Below are 16239 nucleotides of genomic sequence, written 5' to 3'. Positions count from 1 at the left end.
CGTTAGTGTTGAGGTCCCCGTCCCCGTCCAGGAGGTCCCGGTGCCCACCGTGCCCATGACGCTCGCCCCGCATCCGGAACCCCGGATCCGCATCATCGCGCTCGGAGACGAGCTCCTCGCCGGGGTCGGTGACGCCCGCGCACTGGGCTGGCTCGGACGAGCGGTGGCCAGCGAGCAGGGTGCGGACAGCCGCATCGACGTCTTCACCGCGGCACTGCCCGCGCAGAGCTCCGCGGACCTGGCCGAGCGCTGGGACGAAGAGGTGCAGCGTCGCTTCTCGACCCAGGGGCAGGCCGACGGATCGATCGATCATCGGGTGGTGGTGGCCATGGGACGCGGCGACGTCGAGGCGGGGATCTCCCTGGCCCGCTCGCGCCTGAACCTCGCCAAGATCCTCGACGGGCTGGAGCGTCTGCGGATCCCCGCGTTCGTGGTCGGCCCGCCGCCCAGCCGCGACCCGGGGACCACGAGCTCCGTCCGTGAGCTCTCCGCAGCCTTCGAGGACGTCTGCTCCCGTCGTCGGATCCCCTTCGTCGACACCGTCGGCGGTCTGACGGGTCACGACCAGTGGGAGAGCGACCTGTCCCGCTCACCGGGCGACCATCCGGGGCAGACCGGCTACGGGCTGATGGCCTGGCTGGTGCTGCACGCCGGCTTCGGCTCCTGGCTGGGCACCTCATCCTGACTCACCCGCCCCTGAGCAGGGACGAGGCCGAGTGACCTCGGACTCAGCAAAGTTCATGCGCCCCCTCCGGGAGACTCCAGGGGCGGCGTGATGTGGCACAATCGTCGGGTTCCCCCGGGCGAAGAAAGGAGATCGTGATGAGCAAGCGAGGACGCAAGCGCAAGGCTCGCCGCAAGAGCGGCGCGAATCACGGCAAGCGCCCCAACAGCTGACCGTGACGTCGCCACGAGCGACATGACGAAGGGCCCCTCCCATCGCGGGAGGGGCCCTTCGTCATGCCTGCGCTCGTCATGCCTGCGTCGGCGCCCGAAGGCAGTCTCTTCGCGGCGGCGCCACTCTCCGTCAGTCGGAGTCGGGATACGTGCGACGGGTGGTGGTCGAGCTGGTGGTGATGCGCACTGTGCTGCCGTCGACCTCGGTGCGGGTCACCGAGACGGTCCGGCACTGCACGGCGATGCGCTCGCGGAGCTCGGAGGGTGCGCGATCCGCACAGCTGCGGCGCACCAGCTCCTTCACCCGGCGCACCTGCTCCCACTCATCGGCGCATTCCGGGCAGTCCACGGTGTGGCGCTGCATCTTCTCCACCATCTCCCGGGGAAGCTCACCGTCGAGCGCCTCTTCGAGCCCGTAGCGAAGATCCCGTCGCGGCCGCTGCCCGGCATCCTCACGCCCTGCGTCGTCGCTGTCACGCCCTGCGTAGTCGCTGTCGCTCATCGTTCCTCCTCCCGATCGTCCGACGAGGTGATCGTCTGGTCCCGCACATCCGTCTCGGCTTCCGTCGTGGCGCCCGGCCCGGAACCTGCCCCTGTATCCGACCCGGTGCTCGACCTTGTGTCCGACCCGGTCTCCGTGGGGTCCTCTCGCAGGAAGCCGCTGCGGTAGGCATAGTCGGAGAGCTGCTCGCGCAGCTGTCGGCGCCCGCGGTGCAGGCGCGACATGACCGTGCCGATCGGGGTGTCCATGATCTCGGCGATCTCCTTGTACGCGAAGCCCTCCACGTCGGCGAGATAGACGGCGATGCGGTAGTCCTCCCGCAGCTCGCCCAGCGCATCTTTGACCGCCGAGTCGGGGAGGCTGTCGAGCACCTCGGTCTCCGCCGAGCGGAGACCGCTGCTGGTGTGGCCCGCGACCTCCGCCAGCTGCCAATCCTCGACCGTGTCGGTCCAGGCCTCCTTCGGCCTGCGCTGCTTCTTGCGGTAGATCGAGATGTAGCCGTTGGTCATGATCCGGTACAGCCAGGCGCGCATGTTGGTGCCCGGGGTGAACCGATCACGAGCACGGAAGGCCTTGACGAAGGTGTCCTGGACCAGATCCTCCGCGTCATGCGGGTTGCGAGTCATCCGCAAGGCGCCGCCATAAAGGGAGTCCAGGTGCGACAGCGCCTCGGTCTCGAAGTCGAAATCCTGCACGTCGTCAGGGGCTGGGATCGTCGGCGCCCGGTCAGCCTCAGGGGGGCCTGCCTCGGGCGGGCCGGCCTCAGGGCTCGGGGTGGCATCAGTCTGGATCATCGTCCTCCAACCTACGCCACGGGGCCGGGTCGGAGCGTGCTCGAGCACAGTCACGGACATACATCGTCTCCTCTCCCGGCATCCGCCGGAGTCTCGCGGGATCGTCAGGGGCGGCCAAGTCCGTCCCCTCCATGCACCCGGTGCAACGCAAGAGGCCCGGCGGATGTTCCCTCCGCTGTAGTCTGGACGCCGGTGAGCTGCCCGACACGGCCGGCTCACCGGACCTGCTGACACCCGTCAAGAACGTGAGGACACCATGGCCCTGGTCCGCCGCATCGCACGACCGCTGCTCGCCGCTCCCTTCATCTTCGAAGGTGTGCGCACCGCACTCCACCCCGAGCGGGAGATCGATGTCTACCCGCAGGCCTTCGACGCGGTCGATTCTGCGATCGCCAAGAGCTCAGCGCCCGGCTTCGTCGATGCGCGCACCGTGATCCGCGCTGCCGGCGCGGTCGCGGCCGGCGCCGGCGTCCTGTACGCCACCAACCGTTACCCGCGCGCCGCGGCGGCGACGCTGCTGTTGACCACCTCGATCGGCTGGGCCGGACGCAAGAAGGTCTGGGAGCTGCGGGGCGAGGAGCTGACCCATGAGGTCCAGTCGATCCTCACCGACGCCGGGCTGCTCGGCGGCGTGCTGCTGGCAGTGGTGGATCACGATGGTCGTCCTTCGCTGGGCTACCGCGCGAACAAGTTCGTCGAGCGCAGCCAGAAGAAGGCCGCTGCGACGCAGCGTGAGCTCGAGAAGAAGGCCGACAAGCTGGAGAAGAAGGCGAAGGGCGCAGTGCAGACAGCACAGAAGCAGCTCTCCGTCCAGCAGGGTTGACCTTGATGGCTTCCGAGGTGCTGTGGAACGCACCTGTTGCTGACGAACCCGTCGACGCGCTGGTGCGGGTCCCGGGATCGAAGTCCCTGACCGCGCGCTGGATGCTGCTGGCGGCCGCCGCGGACGAACCCTCGACGCTGCGTGGCGCCCTGGTCTCCCGCGACACCCGGCTGATGCGCGATGCGCTCGAGCGACTCGGCGCGGTGCTGGTGGTGCAGGACGGCTCCCTGCAGGTGACACCGCTTCCGCCCCCTGCCGAGCATCCTGCCGACCCGATCGAGATCCACACGGGTCTGGCGGGGACGGTGATGCGGTTCGTGCCGATGCTCGCAGCCCTCCATCACGGAGACGTCCGCTTCACCGGGGACGACGCCGCGCTGCAGCGTCCGATGGATGCGGTCATCGACGCCCTGCGGCAGCAGGGCGTCGAGATCACCGAGCACGGACAGCCCGGGCATCTGCCTCTGACCGTGCACGGCACCGGGCGCCTGCGCGGCGGCCGGATCGAGGTCGACGCCTCTGCCTCCAGCCAGTTCGTCTCCAACGTGCTGCTGGTCGCCGCGCGTGCCGAGACGGATGTGGAGCTGGTGCACGTGGGCCAGGTGCTGCCCTCGCTGCCGCACATCGAGATGACGCTGGAGACGATGCGTCAGGCCGGGATCCAGGCCTCTCATCGCATCGACGACCAGGGTCGGCACAGCTGGAGCGTGAGCGCCGGGCCTATCCGACCGGTGCAGGTCTCCATCGAGCCGGACCTGTCGAACTCCGGCCCCTTCCTGGCCGCGGCGATGGTCACCGGCGGCACGATCGCGGTTGACGACTGGCCCGAGACCACGACCCAGCCGGGGGATGCCTACCGGGAGCTGCTGAGCCGGATGGGCGGTGAGATCTGGCGTGAGGACGAGACGCTCTGCGTGAAGGGCACCGGGAAGATCCGTGGCATCGACGCGGATATGTCCGCGGTCGGCGAGCTGGTGCCCACCATGGCGGCGCTCTGCGCTCTCGCGGACTCTCCGTCCCGGCTGACCGGAGTCGCGCATCTGCGCGGCCACGAGACCGATCGGTTGAAGGCCCTGGCCACTGAGCTGTCGAAGATCGGGGCACGCACCGTCGAGCTGGAGGACGGGCTGGAGATCCACCCGGGGCCGCTGCATGGCGAGGTGTTCGAGAGCTACGAGGATCACCGCATGGCCACTGCCGGCGCGATCATCGGGCTCAGGGTTCCGGACCTGCGGGTGGTCAACATCGGCACCACCCAGAAGACCCTCCCCGACTTCGTCGGGATGTGGCTGGCGATGCTCCACCCGGAACCGGCGGTGGACGACGCGTGAGCCGCTCGGCCCGCGAGTACGACGAGAGCGATATCCGCGTCCGCCCCAGCAGGCGCGGCTCGCGGCCTCGTACCAAGGACCGGCCCAAGCATGAGGACGCCGTCACCGCCCGCGTGGTCTCCGTGGACCGCGGGCGGTGGCGGACGATCGTCGAGGAGGGCACCGGAGCGGAGCGCGCGGTCACCGCGATGCGTGCCCGTGAGCTCGGCCGCTCCCCCATCGTTCCCGGCGACCTGGTCGGCCTGGTCGGGGACATCTCTGGGCGTGATGGGTCGCTGGCCCGCATCGTGCGCATCCAGGAGCGCAGCTCCTTCCTGCGCCGCAGCGCCGATGACGACGACCCGACCGAGCGCCCGCTGGTCGCGAACGTCGATCTGATGGTGATGGTGACCGCTGTCGCCGATCCCGAACCGCGCGGCGGCATGGTCGACCGCTGCCTGGTCGCGGCTTATGTCGCCGGCGTCGATGCCCTGCTGGTGCTCACCAAGACCGATCTGCGCTCCCCCGACTCGTTCCTCACCGCCTATGCGCCGCTGGGGCTCGATCATGTGCGGACGCGACGGGAGTTGCCCGAGGAGGCGGCCGAATCCGGGCGTCCCGGGCAACCCGGGATCGTGGGCCTGGAGGAGCTGCGCGAGCGGCTCTCCGGGCGGGTCAGCGTGCTGATCGGGCACTCGGGCGTGGGCAAGTCGACGCTACTGAATGCCCTGGTCCCCGGTACCGACCGGGCGATCGGAGTGGTCAACGACGTCACCGGCCGGGGCCGCCACACCTCCTCCTCAGCGCTCGCGATGGCGCTGCCGGAGGACGACGGCTGGGTGATCGACACTCCCGGCGTGCGCTCCTTCGGGCTGGGCCATGTGGACCCCGAAGAGCTGCTGGAAGCCTTCACAGACCTCGCGGAGCTCGCCGAATGCTGCCCCCGTGGCTGCACCCATCTCGAGGACGCGCCGGACTGTGCTCTGGATGCGCTGGTCGAAGGCGGCAAGGCGGGAACCGCCGGTCCTGCCCGTCTACTCTCCTACCGGCGCCTGGCCACCGCGCTGCGCAAGAACGATCCCTGGGAGCTGTGAACGCAGCGCGGAGAAGCCGCCGCTGCGCCGCGCAGGTGGCTTCCCGAGGGTCCGCGTCGCTGCGGGAAGCAGGCGGGCACGGGTCGTAGTGTGGGCGCATGTCGAGTCGATTCGCCGATGACCTGCGCCTGGCCCATGTGCTCGCCGATGCCGTGGACCAGCTGACCATGTCCCGCTTCAAGGCACAGGACCTCGAGGTCTCCACCAAGCCGGACCTCACCGAGGTCACCGATGCCGACCGCGCCGCCGAGCAGCTGGTGCGCTCTCAGCTCTCGCGCTCACGCTCCCGGGATCAGGTGATCGGTGAGGAGTTCGGCTCCACCGGTGCGTCGCCGCGTCAGTGGGTCATCGACCCCATCGACGGGACCAGCAACTTCGTGCGCGGCGTGCCCGTCTGGGGCACGCTGATTGGCCTCATCGAGGATGGCCGCCCCGTGGTGGGCCTGGTCTCTGCGCCAGCGTTGAACCGGCGCTGGTGGGGCGGCGAGGGCGCAGGGGCGTGGACGGGCTCGCGGATCAACAGCGCCTCTCGCCTTCAGGTCTCCTCCGTCGACTCGATCGAAGAGGCCTCGCTGTCCTACTCCTCCCTGCACGGCTGGGCGGATCAGGACCGGCTCCCGCAGATGCTGAACCTCATGCAGCGCTTCTGGCGCACGCGCGCCTATGGTGATTTCTGGTCCTACATGCTCGTGGCGGAGGGCGCGGTGGATGCGGCCTGCGAACCGCAGCTCGCCCTGCACGACATGGTCGCGCTGGTCCCGATCCTCACCGAGGCCGGCGGCCGCTTCACCTCGCTCGAGGGTGAGGACGGCCCCTTCGGCGGCAGTGCGGTGGCGACCAACGGTCGCCTGCATGAGGAGATCCTCGAGGCGCTCGCGGCCCGCGACTCCTGAGGACGCGAATACTGAGTTTTCCGCTCCTGGTCCGGGCGGGAGATCCGAACGGGCGCCCACGGAGTCAACCTCGTCGCGGCGACCGCGGCGTCCACGCGGGGACCTTCGTCATCGGGCCCCAGGCCGTCTCGGTAGACTCGGGGCACTGTGCCCCCGAACTGTGAAGGGAATCCTTCTCCATGACCGTCAAGCGCGTCGCCCTCCTGACCGCAGGTGGCTATGCCCCCTGCCTGTCCTCCGCCGTCGGCGGTCTCATCGAGCGGTACACCGAGCTCGTGCCCGACGTCGAGATCATCGCCTACAAGCACGGCTACTGGGGCCTGCTCTCCGGCGAGAAGATCGTGGTGGACGACGAGGTGCGTGCGAAGGCCGGCCTGCTGCACAACTACGGCGGCTCCCCCATCGGCAACTCCCGCGTGAAGCTCACCAACACCGCGGATCTGGTCAAGCGCGGCCTGATCCAGGAGGGCGAGAACGCCCTCGAGGTCGCGGCGAACAAGCTCAAGGCCGACGGCGTGGACGTGCTCCACACCATCGGCGGCGACGACACCAACACCACGGCCGCGGATCTCGCGAAGTTCCTGCACGAGAACGGTCACGAGATGCAGGTCGTGGGCCTGCCCAAGACCATCGACAACGACATCGTGCCGATCAAGCAGTCGCTCGGTGCGAAGTCCGCCGCAGAGCAGTCGAGCATCTTCGCGCAGAACATCATCGCCGAGCACGGCTCGAACCCGAAGATGCTGATCATCCATGAGGTCATGGGCCGTGCCTGCGGCTACCTCACCGCACAGGCGGCCGAGTACTACCAGACCTGGCACTCCCAGCAGGAGTGGCTGCCCGGGATCGGGCACCGCGCCGAGCGCTGGGACGTGCACGCCGTGTTCCTGCCCGAGCTGAAGCTCGACATCGAGGCCGAGGCCGAGCGCCTCAAGGTGGTCATGGACGAGGCCGGCTGCGTGAACATCTTCCTCTCCGAGGGTGCGGGCATCCCCGAGATCGTCGCCGAGATGCAGGCGCGCGGCGAGGAGCCCGAGAAGGACCCCTTCGGCCACGTCAAGATCGACACCATCAACCCCGGCCAGTGGTTCGCGAAGCAGTTCGCCGAGAAGCTCGGCGCCGAGAAGGTCATGGTCCAGAAGTCCGGCTACTTCTCCCGCTCCGCGAAGGCGAACCCCGAGGACATCCGCCTGATCAAGTCGATGACCGACTACGCGGTCCAGGTCGCTCTCGAGGGTGGCTCGGGACTGATCGGGCACGATGAGGAGCGCGGGGATGTGCTGCGCGCCGTCGAGTTCGAGCGGGTCGCCGGGCACAAGGCCTTCGACATCTCCCAGCCCTGGTTCCATGAGGTCATGGAGCGCACCGGCCAGAAGATCGTCGCGGCTGAGAAGCACTGAGCCTCTCCATGATGTCCGGGCGGAGATCCTCATGAGCAGCTCCCGCCCGCGCGTGCGCACCTGGCGCCGCACCCTTCGCGCGCTCGCCCTGACCGGGCGGGCGCGCGATGCGCGTCTCGGGGCCACTGAACCCGCCTGGTCCGGTCCGGAGACGGGCTCCCCCGACCCGACTGTCCATCACCTCGGGCCCGGACCGGGCGCCACCGCGCTCAAGGCGGACCACGGCCCGCTCGCCCCACCGCAGCTGCTGAGGCCCAGTCAGGGGCGGCTCGGCGACTGCTGGGTGATGGCCTCGATGCTCGCGATCCATGAGACGGCTCCGGAGCGTCTGCGTGCTCTCCTCTCTGCCGAGGAGGAGGGCATCGTCACGGTGCGGCTGCCCGCGGTGTCGGTCCCGATCCGCGTGGATCGGATGCTGCCGGTCGATGAGCAGGGGATCTTCCAGTACGGCCGACGGGACGGCGCGAACCCGGGCTGGGTGGGCGTGCTCGAGAAGGCGATCGCCGCCCATGTGGCCGGGGACTACCGCTTCCTGCAGCGCGGCTTCGCCCGTTTCGGCTTCGAGCTGCTGCTGGGCGAGCGGGTCCACTCCCAGCTGCGGATGCCGAGCGCCGCGCAGATCATCACCTGGCGCGACGAGGGGCGGGCGATCGCCGCCTCCACCCATCCGCTCAGCTCGCGTGTTCCCACCGCCGCCGGCCCGTTGCCCCGCAACCATGTGTTCGCGGTGGTCGGCGCGGATGCGCGCAGCGGTCATGTGCACCTGCGGAATCCCTGGCGCCCTGATCAGCTGCTGGTGCTCGATGCCCGCAGCTTCCGCCGCGGGTTCCTCTCGGTGGATGTGACCGCGCCGCTGCGGTGAGGCTCCACGGGGTGCCGGAATCGGACGGATGACCGGCGGGATCTGAACCCGTCACCTCCACGGCGCAGCGTGAGGAGCCGTTCAGCGTCCTGCTGCGTCGAGCCAGGCGTCGGCGATCAGGCGGTGCCCCGGCGGGGTGGGGTGCACGCCGTCCTCGGCGATGCTCTGCGGGGTGTGACCTGCCGCGAGGGCCGTGGCGAGCACCTGCTCGAGATCCACGATGCGGTGGCCGTGCTCCTGCGCGAGCCGGCGGATGATCGCCACCTTGCCGTCGAGGTCGCTGTGGATCCGCGTGCGCTCCTCGTCGATGTCCGCGACGAACGGGATGATCATCAGCACCGGTGCCTCCGGCACCGAGGCGGCGAGCTGCGCGAGGAGGTGGCGGTAGCCCTGCTCGAACGATTCCTCGGTAACATGCTCACCCCGGGTGAAGCGGTGCCAGGAGTCGTTGACGCCCACGTAGATCGTCACCAGGTCGGGGGTGAGGTCCAGGCAGTCGGGGCCGAATCGAGCCTCGAGGTCGGCGACCTTGTCCCCGCCGATCCCGCGGTTGATCACCGTGGAGGTGGGCTCGTGGGCCGCGAAGTGCTCCGCGAGCAGACGGACGTAGCCGTGGCCGAGCTCCTCGGGGTCTTCTCGACGGCCGGCATCGGTGATCGAATCGCCGATGAAGAGCAGGGTGCGGGATGCGGGGGCGGTGGGCGCGGTCATGGCGGACATCGTGCCAGAAATGCGATTCGGATGCTCGAATGATCTGCGACCACTCGCCGCGACACGTCCAGCACTGTGCGGGTCGCGCAGTGCAACGGCTGGTGCTATCGCGACGTCGATACCCGGATCGGTGGCGTTCGGGGTCTTCAGCGACGGCTCTGACGAGGGCGATAACGATGCCGAAGGCGATGCCGATGCCGATGCCGATAGCGATGCCGCCGAACACCCCACCGTAGACTCGCCTTCGACCGCTTGCGCGTCCGATGCCGATCCCGGCTCACGACTGTTCCGCCCCGGATGACTCGTAGGAGTCCCGGACGACTCGTAGGAGTTCTGTGATGTCTGCCCTCACCCTGCCCGCGCTCCCGTTCCCGCTCGAACCGTCGCGGGTGCCATGGGAAGTTGTCGGAGAGGACGAGCTGCGGGCCACCTCCGAGGCCAGAACCGACATCTTCATCGCGCCGTTCCCCGGCGCGGAGCCCACGCTCAATGCGGGGACGCTGTTCGGTACAGCGCCGGAGGGCGACTTCCAGCTCAGCGCACGGGTCACGGTCGGCTTCCACTCGAAGTTCGATGCCGGGGTGCTGATGCTCTGGCACGACGAGGAGCACTGGGCGAAGCTGTGCTTCGAGGCCGCCCCGGACGGCAGCACGACCGTGGTGTCGGTGGTCAACCGCAAGGTCTCCGATGACGCGAACGCGATGATCGTCGAGGGCGAGCAGGTGTGGTTGCGGATCAGCCGGATCGATGGCATCTACGCGTTCCACAGCTCGTTCGACGGTCTGCGGTGGGACATGGTGCGTCTCTTCGCCCTCGACTCCCCCGCTTCTCTGCAGATCGGCTTCGAAGTGCAGTCGCCGACCGGCGAGGGCTGCGACGTCGTCTTCGACCAGATCTCTTTCACCGCAACGCGCCTGGAGGATCAGCGCGACGGCTCCTGAGCGCGCCCGGCAACATGCAGCCAGGTCTCTGAGCCGGCCGGGGCTTGCTGAGGCCCGCTGCAGCGTCCTCAGCGCGACGGGCCCCGGGCTCCGCACCTCCTGCGTCTATCGAGCCGCAGAGCATCGCCCAGCCTCTGCCTGGGGGTGGCCGTGACGAGGTGCTGATCGGCGAGGTGCGAAGGGTCCAAGTCCTCGTGCCGAACGGACTCTGCCAGGCCGAGCTGCGTCTGCAGAGCCGAACCCATCTGCTCTCACCGCACTTGGCCGCTCGTCGCCCCGGTCGACACCGAGAGCCTGGCCTGGGTCAGCCGGTGGACAGGAAGGTCAGACCGTGCGAAGGCGGTCCCCGCGATCGAGCATAAAACTAGGGCCCCTGATCAGCATTTCTGCTGGCCAGGGGCCCTATCTCGTAGCGGGGGCAGGATTTGAACCTACGACCTCCGGGTTATGAGCCCGGCGAGCTACCGAACTGCTCCACCCCGCGTCGACATGTGTAACTCTACGACCCCCTCGCCCCCACGTCCAACCGAGAGTGGTCGAACGTGTGCCATGACACGTTCATAGGCCGTTCACCTGCCTGGACGCCGGAACGCCCGGCCGGATCCGGCGTGGGCCGGCGCCGGTCGGGCGTCCTGGGAGGGATGGTCAGCGACGGATCAGCCGCCCCCGCCATCGGAGGGCTGGGCCGGCACTCCGGTGCCGCCGAGCTCCTTGTTCGCCTCGATCGCACGGTTCAGCGCATCACTGAGACGTGTCTGCGCGTCGCCATAGGCGGCCCAGTTCCCACTGGCCATCGCAGTCTCGGCATCCGTGACCGCGGTGTCCATATCCGTGAGGGCTTGGTCCAGGCGCTCCTGAGCGGTCCCGGCAGCGGGCGGCGGGGCCTGCTGCCCTTCCTCACCCTCGGCCGGAGCCTGCTCGCCCTCATCGACAGTGCCGTCACCCGTCTCGGTGTCAGCAGTGCCGGAGGGTGCGTCAGGGTCGACGACCTCGGCATCACCGGCGTCGGCGCCCGAGTCACCGCCGAAGACGAGGTCCAGCGCCTCGTCGAGCGTCGGCGCGAAGCCGATCTTCTCGCCGAAGGAGACCAGCACCATCTGCAGCAACGGGTACTGGGTACCGCCGCCGGTCTGCGAGGACTGCAGATAGACGGGCTGCACGTAGAGCAGGCCGCCGCCCACCGGGAGGGTGAGCAGGTTGCCGTTGATGACCTCGGAGTTTCCGGACTTCAGCAGGTTCAGCGCCTGGGAGACGTTCGGCTCCGCGTTGAAGGTGGCCTGCACCTGGCCAGGGCCGTTGACCGGGTTCGAGGCCGGCAGCACGAGCAGCGTCATGTCACCGAAGCTGTCGGCGGGGTTCCCTTCGGCGTTCCCGGTCTCCGAGTCCACGGCGAGATAGCCCGTGAGCACGTTCTGGCCGTCGGAGGGGATGAAGCTCGAGGAGAGCATGAACCGCGGGTTCTCCGCGTCAGGCATCTGCATCGTGAGGTACATCGGCGGCTGCGGGGCCTGCTGGCCCGTGGTGCCATCGGTGTTGGTCGGCGCCGGGACGGTGGGATCCGGCGGCACCTGCCAGAAGTCCTGCTGGGTGAAGAAGTCATCCGCGTCGGTGACGTGGTACGTCGACAGGATCTCGCGCTGGGACTTGAAGTAGTCCGCGGGATAGCGCAGGTGCGACATCAGATCGCCGCTGATCTCGGAGGCCGGGCGCAGCGCCTCCGGGAACACCTCAGCCCAGGCCTTCAGGATCGGGTCCTCGGTGTCCCACGTGTAGAGGGTCACCGAGCCGTCGAAGGCGTTCACGACCGCCTTGACGGAGTTGCGCATGTAATTCGCCGAGCGTTCACGGTTGGCGGCCGTGTTGTTCGGATTGGTCTGGGAGTCGTTGACCGTCTGGTCCAGATCCACAGACTGGGCGTACGGATATTCCGTGGTGGTGGTGTAGCCGTCGACCACCCACACCAGCTGATCATCGACCACGGCCGGATACATCTCGGAGTCCAGCGAGAGGAACGGTGCGACCTCACGGACCCGATGCTGAGGGTCGCGGTCATAGAGGATCTGTGACTCCTCGTTGAGGTAGTTGGAGATCAGAATGTTGGGATCGCGGAACTTGATCGCGTACAGCAGCTGGTTGAAGAAGCTGCCCACCGCGGGCCCACCATCACCCTGGAAGGTGTTGTAGACCTGGTCCCCGCCCTCCTCGTCATCGGTGCTGCCACGCTGGTAGTCGAACTCCTCGGGCTCGCTGCCCTCAGGAGCGCCGACGACCGAATAGTCCGGGGAATGGCGACCGAAGTAGACGCGCTCCTCGTGCTCGCTGAACGCGCCGCTGCCCGGCACGCCGGACTGCAGGAAGCTCGGCTCGCCATCGGCGTTGCGACGGTTGCCGTAGGCGGCGGCGGTGCCGTAGCCGTGGGTGTAGATGACGTGCTGATCCACCCAGGAACGATCGGCGAGACCGAACTTGTCCGGCCGCAGCTCACGAACGCCGATCACGGTGTCCTGCAGCTCGCCGTCGATCTCGTAACGGTCCACGCTGAGCACCTCGTCGAAGCCCCAGTACTGGCGGTTCGCCTCACGCTGCTCGAAGGTCGGCGAGATGATGTTGGGATCCATCAGTCGGATCTGCGCGGTGGTCGAAGCATCCTCACGCAGCGCCCCCGGCTCAGCATCGGTAGTGGCCGTGTACGGGACCTCGTTGACATCGTCGAGGTTGAACGCGGTGCGAGTGGCGTCGATGTTGTTCTGGATGTAGGGCTGCTCGAGCGCACGCTCGTTGGGCTGGACCTGGAACTGTTGGATGGCCCACGGGTAGAGGTTCCCGACCACCAAGGTGGAGAGGATCATCAGGCCCGCGCCGATCGCGGGGATGCGCCAGTCGGAGCGGAAGATCCACACCACGAACATCGCCGCCACCACGATCGAGGCGATCGCGAGGATGGTCTGCGCGGGCAGGATGGCGTTGTGGTCCGCGTAGGAGGCGCCTTCGAAGCGTGTATGGACGGCAGTGAGCAGGTCATAGCGCTGGAACCAGTGGCCAGCGCCGAGCAGCAGCACATAGATCGTGGCCAGCACTCCGAGATGCCGCCGTGCGGACCGGGTGACCTCGAGCCCGCTGTCCTGACCCCAGCTGACGCCGCCATAGATGAAGTGACCGATCACGGCGCCGACGATCGAGACCAGCAGCACGAACTGCCCGAAGGAGATCAGCATGTCGATGAGTGGCAAGGTGAAGACGTAGAACGAGATGTCATTCTCGAAGATCGGATCGACCTGGCCGAAGTCCTGGGGGTGCAGGAAAAGCTGCACGTCCTTCCAGCCCCGTGACAGAGCCAGCCCGCCGAAGGCACCGATCACGACCGGAGCACCGTAGGTGAGCCCACGGCGCAGCGGATCCACGGCGGCGCGGAACTGCTCGAGCGCCTCCTGCTCACGAGTGACCGGCGGGTACACGGGACGCCTGGTGTAGGCCATGCGCAGGCTGAGGAACAGCGGGACTGCGAACACGATGAAGCCGACCAGGAACAGGAGCGCCTGGGTGATCCAGCGGGTCATGAGCACATCGGTGAACTCGAGCTGGTCCATCCAGAGGTACTTGGTCCAGATCTCGGAGGCGAGGACCAGCAGGACGATCAGCAGCGCGAGGATGCCGATGGTGATCGCCAGCGGCGAGATCCGCCGGGGACCGCCAGAGCTCGCGTCAGGGGCCGGTCGTGGGCGCGGCCGTGGCATGTCGCCGAACGGGGCGGAGAAACTCACAGATAACCTCAGGTGCCTCGGTGCCGGAGCCCGTGATCACATCGCCTGCTGGGCAGGGGACGAGACTCCGGTATCCGGGTACAGTGTGGTGCCGCCGCGAGACGCGACGGTCCACCCATTCTGTCAGGCCGAACCTGTGAGGGACCTCTCGATCCGATGACGACTCCGGCCCCGGACCCACTCGACGCCTCCACCGCCGCGCTTGCCGCTGCGGTTCTCGAGGTCGCCCGCCATGTGGAGGGCAGCGTTCTGCCCGCACCACGCCTGTTCGCCCTGGCCCGCAGCGCGGAGCTGATGGCAGCCTCCCCGTCGCTCGCCGCGCTGCTCGGCGCGGCAGACGGCGAAGCCGGCGCCCCCGACGATCTCCATCTCACGCCGATCGATCTCGACGACGGCTCCCCCACCGCGGCTGATCCGCTCGCCGTGCTCGAGTCGGCGCAGTGGCCGGAGCTGGCTGCGGGCGGGGCGATCGTCTGCGACCTCGCACCGTCCGCGTGGAGCGCCCGCGATGACGAGAAGGACCAGAAGCTGCCCAGCGGCAGCTCCTTGCGAGTGGTCGTGGCTGCGCTGGCCGACGGCACCACCTGGTCTGCGGTGCAGCGCAGCGACAAGGACGACTACGTCCTCGGCGCCGCGCTGCTGCCGGAGATCTCCCAGGCTCTCGTCCAGACCCTGCAGGCCGCCGACTGAGACCGGTGGTGAGTCGAGCTCAGAAGACCGACGCATAGGAGTCGTCGTTCGACCCCTCCTCCACGGTCGTCGCCTCGTCGTCTCCGGTCGATGTGTCAGCCTCGACTGCCGTTCCCGCGGGCAGGACCTCCCCGGTGTTCGGATCCATATCGGGCACATCCACCGACCGCAGAGGGCGGGCGAAGCTGGTGCTGCCGAAGGTGAGGTCGTGGCCGATTGCCTCTGCCTGGATGTTCAGAGAGTGGCGGGCGGTGTTGTCCTCACCGGTCCACTCGGAGGTGTTCAGCCGGCCGGTGACGATGAGCGGCTGACCCTTGCGCACCGAGGCGAGCAGGTTGCGCGCCAGCTGTTTCCGAGCGAACACGGTGACGAATTCGGTCTTGCGGTCGGTGAAGTCCTGCGCGGACGAGTTGTAGTAACGCCCGGTGACCGCGACCCGCACCTTGGCGGTGACGGATCCGTCGTCCTGCGGATGTGAGGTGGGGTCGGCGGTGGCGTTGCCCATGATGGTGGTCTGGATATCCCGCATGGCGGTGTCCTTCCTCAGGTACCGGGACTTTCCCGGCCTCGGCTCCCTGCCGATGCCCTCAGCGTCGCGGTCGCGCCCCGTCGCTTCCAGTGCAGAGCGATTCCTGTGGACGAAGCGGCTCTGTGGAGGAACGGTCGGGCGGGAGTGAGGTGCGGACAGCGCAGCGGCCGGCCCCTCCGTGGAGGGACCGGCCGCTGTCATCCCGGACACGGGCCGGTGACGGCCCGCGCAACGAGGTGGATCAGACGCTGAATCGGATCCGGCACTGAGTCGGATCCGACGCCGAGCCGGATCAGGCGCTGGTGCTGATCATGCGCCGGAGCAGGTCAGGCCTTGGGGATGACCAGGCCGGAGGCGTTGCTCGTCGCGTTCTCGAACCGCGCCTGAACATCGGCCCAGTTCACGATGTTCCAGACCGCCTTGACGTAGTCAGCCTTCACGTTCTGGTAGTCCAGGTAGAAGGCGTGCTCCCACATATCGAGCTGGAACAGCGGGATCGTTGCGACCGGCACACCGTTCTGCTGATCGTAGAACTGCTCGATCACGAGGTTCCCGCCGAGCGGCTCGTATGCCAGCACAGCCCACCCCGAGCCCTGGATGCCCAGCGCCGCCGCGGTGAAGTGCGCACGGAACGCATCGAACGAGCCGAAGAACTCATCGATCGCCTGCGCGAGCTCACCGGTGGGCTTGTCGCCACCCTCGGGCGAGAGGTTCTTCCAGAAGATCGAGTGGTTCGTGTGACCACCGAGGTTGAACGCGAGGTCCTTCGAGAACTGGTTCACGGTCCCGAAATCATTCGCCTCGCGAGCCGCGGCAAGCTTCTCCAGCGCCGTGTTCGCGCCCTTGACGTAGGTCGCGTGGTGCTTGGAGTGGTGCAGCTCCATGATCCTGCCCGAAATCGAGGGATCCAGCGCGCCGTAGTCGTAATCGAGATCAGGAAGCGTGTACTCCGCCATGTGGATCATCCCTTCGTCGTGTGGTGCGCGGGGCCAGCTGGTGCGGGACCCGCCGTGCCATCCATCCTGCCACGAT

The 16239-nt window shown here is 68.2% G+C and carries 17 protein-coding genes and 1 tRNA gene; 11 read left to right on the top strand and 7 right to left on the bottom strand.

Features of this window, described 5'->3' with window-relative positions:
* The first annotated feature begins 40 nt into the window (after positions 1–40).
* Both ACT3T9_RS11140 and ACT3T9_RS11135 read left to right on the top strand, forming a co-directional pair.
* A complete protein-coding gene (locus tag ACT3T9_RS11140; RefSeq protein ID WP_441446017.1) occupies positions 41–685 on the top strand; it encodes a GDSL-type esterase/lipase family protein in 645 nt (214 codons plus the stop codon).
* Between the two features lie 137 nt (positions 686–822).
* The gene (locus tag ACT3T9_RS11135; protein ID WP_395963762.1) at positions 823–897 is read left to right on the top strand and encodes a 50S ribosomal protein bL37; all 75 of its coding nucleotides are present in this window, start codon (positions 823–825) and stop codon (positions 895–897) included.
* Positions 898–1027: 130 nt separating this feature from the next.
* On the opposite strand, the gene ACT3T9_RS11130 is transcribed toward ACT3T9_RS11135, so the two are convergent.
* Together ACT3T9_RS11130 and ACT3T9_RS11125 are read right to left on the bottom strand one after the other, a co-directional pair.
* Positions 1028–1399 (bottom strand): anti-sigma factor, encoded by a 372-nt coding sequence (locus ACT3T9_RS11130; RefSeq protein WP_441446016.1) that lies wholly within the window; start codon positions 1397–1399, stop codon positions 1028–1030.
* Positions 1396–2193 (bottom strand): sigma-70 family RNA polymerase sigma factor, encoded by a 798-nt coding sequence (locus tag ACT3T9_RS11125; protein WP_441446015.1) that lies wholly within the window; start codon positions 2191–2193, stop codon positions 1396–1398. Before ACT3T9_RS11125 ends, ACT3T9_RS11130 begins: the two co-directional genes overlap by 4 nt.
* Before the next feature lie 256 nt (positions 2194–2449).
* Here ACT3T9_RS11125 and ACT3T9_RS11120 point away from each other — a divergent pair, with 256 nt between their 5' ends.
* The 6 genes from ACT3T9_RS11120 (at position 2450) to ACT3T9_RS11095 (ending at position 8575) form a co-directional block, all read left to right on the top strand.
* Positions 2450–3016 carry a hypothetical protein gene (locus ACT3T9_RS11120; protein ID WP_441446014.1) on the top strand — a complete coding sequence of 189 codons (567 nt, stop codon included), beginning with the start codon at positions 2450–2452 and terminating at the stop codon, positions 3014–3016.
* Between the two features lie 5 nt (positions 3017–3021).
* Positions 3022–4347 carry a 3-phosphoshikimate 1-carboxyvinyltransferase gene (gene aroA / locus ACT3T9_RS11115; protein WP_442332462.1) on the top strand — a complete coding sequence of 442 codons (1326 nt, stop codon included), beginning with the start codon at positions 3022–3024 and terminating at the stop codon, positions 4345–4347.
* Complete coding sequence (gene rsgA, locus ACT3T9_RS11110; RefSeq protein WP_441446012.1) at positions 4344–5420, top strand: ribosome small subunit-dependent GTPase A; 1077 nt, start codon at positions 4344–4346, stop codon at positions 5418–5420. The genes aroA and rsgA overlap by 4 nt, the downstream gene beginning before the upstream one ends.
* A 98-nt stretch (positions 5421–5518) precedes the next feature.
* Positions 5519–6313 carry a histidinol-phosphatase gene (gene hisN / locus ACT3T9_RS11105; RefSeq protein WP_441446011.1) on the top strand — a complete coding sequence of 265 codons (795 nt, stop codon included), beginning with the start codon at positions 5519–5521 and terminating at the stop codon, positions 6311–6313.
* Between the two features lie 179 nt (positions 6314–6492).
* The gene (locus tag ACT3T9_RS11100) at positions 6493–7713 is read left to right on the top strand and encodes a pyrophosphate--fructose-6-phosphate 1-phosphotransferase (RefSeq protein ID WP_441446010.1); all 1221 of its coding nucleotides are present in this window, start codon (positions 6493–6495) and stop codon (positions 7711–7713) included.
* Between the two features lie 31 nt (positions 7714–7744).
* Entirely contained in the window at positions 7745–8575 is an 831-nt protein-coding gene (locus tag ACT3T9_RS11095; RefSeq protein WP_441446009.1) for a C2 family cysteine protease, read from the top strand.
* Between the two features lie 81 nt (positions 8576–8656).
* Here the strand turns inward: ACT3T9_RS11095 and ACT3T9_RS11090 are convergent, their stop codons facing one another.
* Positions 8657–9286, bottom strand: coding sequence for an SGNH/GDSL hydrolase family protein (locus tag ACT3T9_RS11090; RefSeq protein ID WP_441446008.1), 630 nt, complete (start codon positions 9284–9286; stop codon positions 8657–8659).
* On the opposite strand from ACT3T9_RS11090, the gene ACT3T9_RS11085 reads away from it, so the two are divergent.
* Both ACT3T9_RS11085 and ACT3T9_RS11080 read left to right on the top strand, forming a co-directional pair.
* Entirely contained in the window at positions 9285–9587 is a 303-nt protein-coding gene (locus ACT3T9_RS11085; RefSeq protein WP_441446007.1) for a hypothetical protein, read from the top strand. The genes ACT3T9_RS11090 and ACT3T9_RS11085 overlap by 2 nt on opposite strands.
* Positions 9588–9624: 37 nt before the next feature.
* Positions 9625–10227, top strand: a complete 603-nt coding sequence (locus tag ACT3T9_RS11080) for a DUF1349 domain-containing protein (protein ID WP_441446006.1) — start codon at positions 9625–9627, stop codon at positions 10225–10227.
* A 410-nt stretch (positions 10228–10637) separates the two neighbouring features.
* Here ACT3T9_RS11080 and ACT3T9_RS11075 read toward each other — a convergent pair.
* Together ACT3T9_RS11075 and ACT3T9_RS11070 are read right to left on the bottom strand one after the other, a co-directional pair.
* Positions 10638–10711 (bottom strand) — tRNA-Met (locus tag ACT3T9_RS11075).
* Between the two features lie 172 nt (positions 10712–10883).
* On the bottom strand, positions 10884–13988 hold the full coding sequence (locus tag ACT3T9_RS11070) for a UPF0182 family membrane protein (RefSeq protein WP_441446005.1): 3105 nt from the start codon (positions 13986–13988) through the stop codon (positions 10884–10886).
* A 156-nt stretch (positions 13989–14144) separates the two neighbouring features.
* On the opposite strand from ACT3T9_RS11070, the gene ACT3T9_RS11065 reads away from it, so the two are divergent.
* Positions 14145–14678: a PPA1309 family protein gene (locus ACT3T9_RS11065; RefSeq protein WP_441446004.1), complete on the top strand. Its 534-nt coding sequence runs from the start codon at positions 14145–14147 to the stop codon at positions 14676–14678.
* Positions 14679–14697: 19 nt separating this feature from the next.
* Here the strand turns inward: ACT3T9_RS11065 and ACT3T9_RS11060 are convergent, their stop codons facing one another.
* Complete coding sequence (locus ACT3T9_RS11060) at positions 14698–15207, bottom strand: single-stranded DNA-binding protein (protein WP_441446003.1); 510 nt, start codon at positions 15205–15207, stop codon at positions 14698–14700.
* Between the two features lie 326 nt (positions 15208–15533).
* Complete coding sequence (locus ACT3T9_RS11055) at positions 15534–16163, bottom strand: superoxide dismutase (RefSeq protein WP_444502098.1); 630 nt, start codon at positions 16161–16163, stop codon at positions 15534–15536.
* Positions 16164–16239 lie beyond the last annotated feature (76 nt).

The organism is Brachybacterium sp. AOP29-B2-41 (genome assembly GCF_052378395.1).
Lineage (GTDB): Bacteria > Actinomycetota > Actinomycetes > Actinomycetales > Dermabacteraceae > Brachybacterium.
The sequence above is the reverse complement of the archived record's forward strand: the minus strand, read 5'-3'. Positions and strand labels throughout refer to the sequence as shown.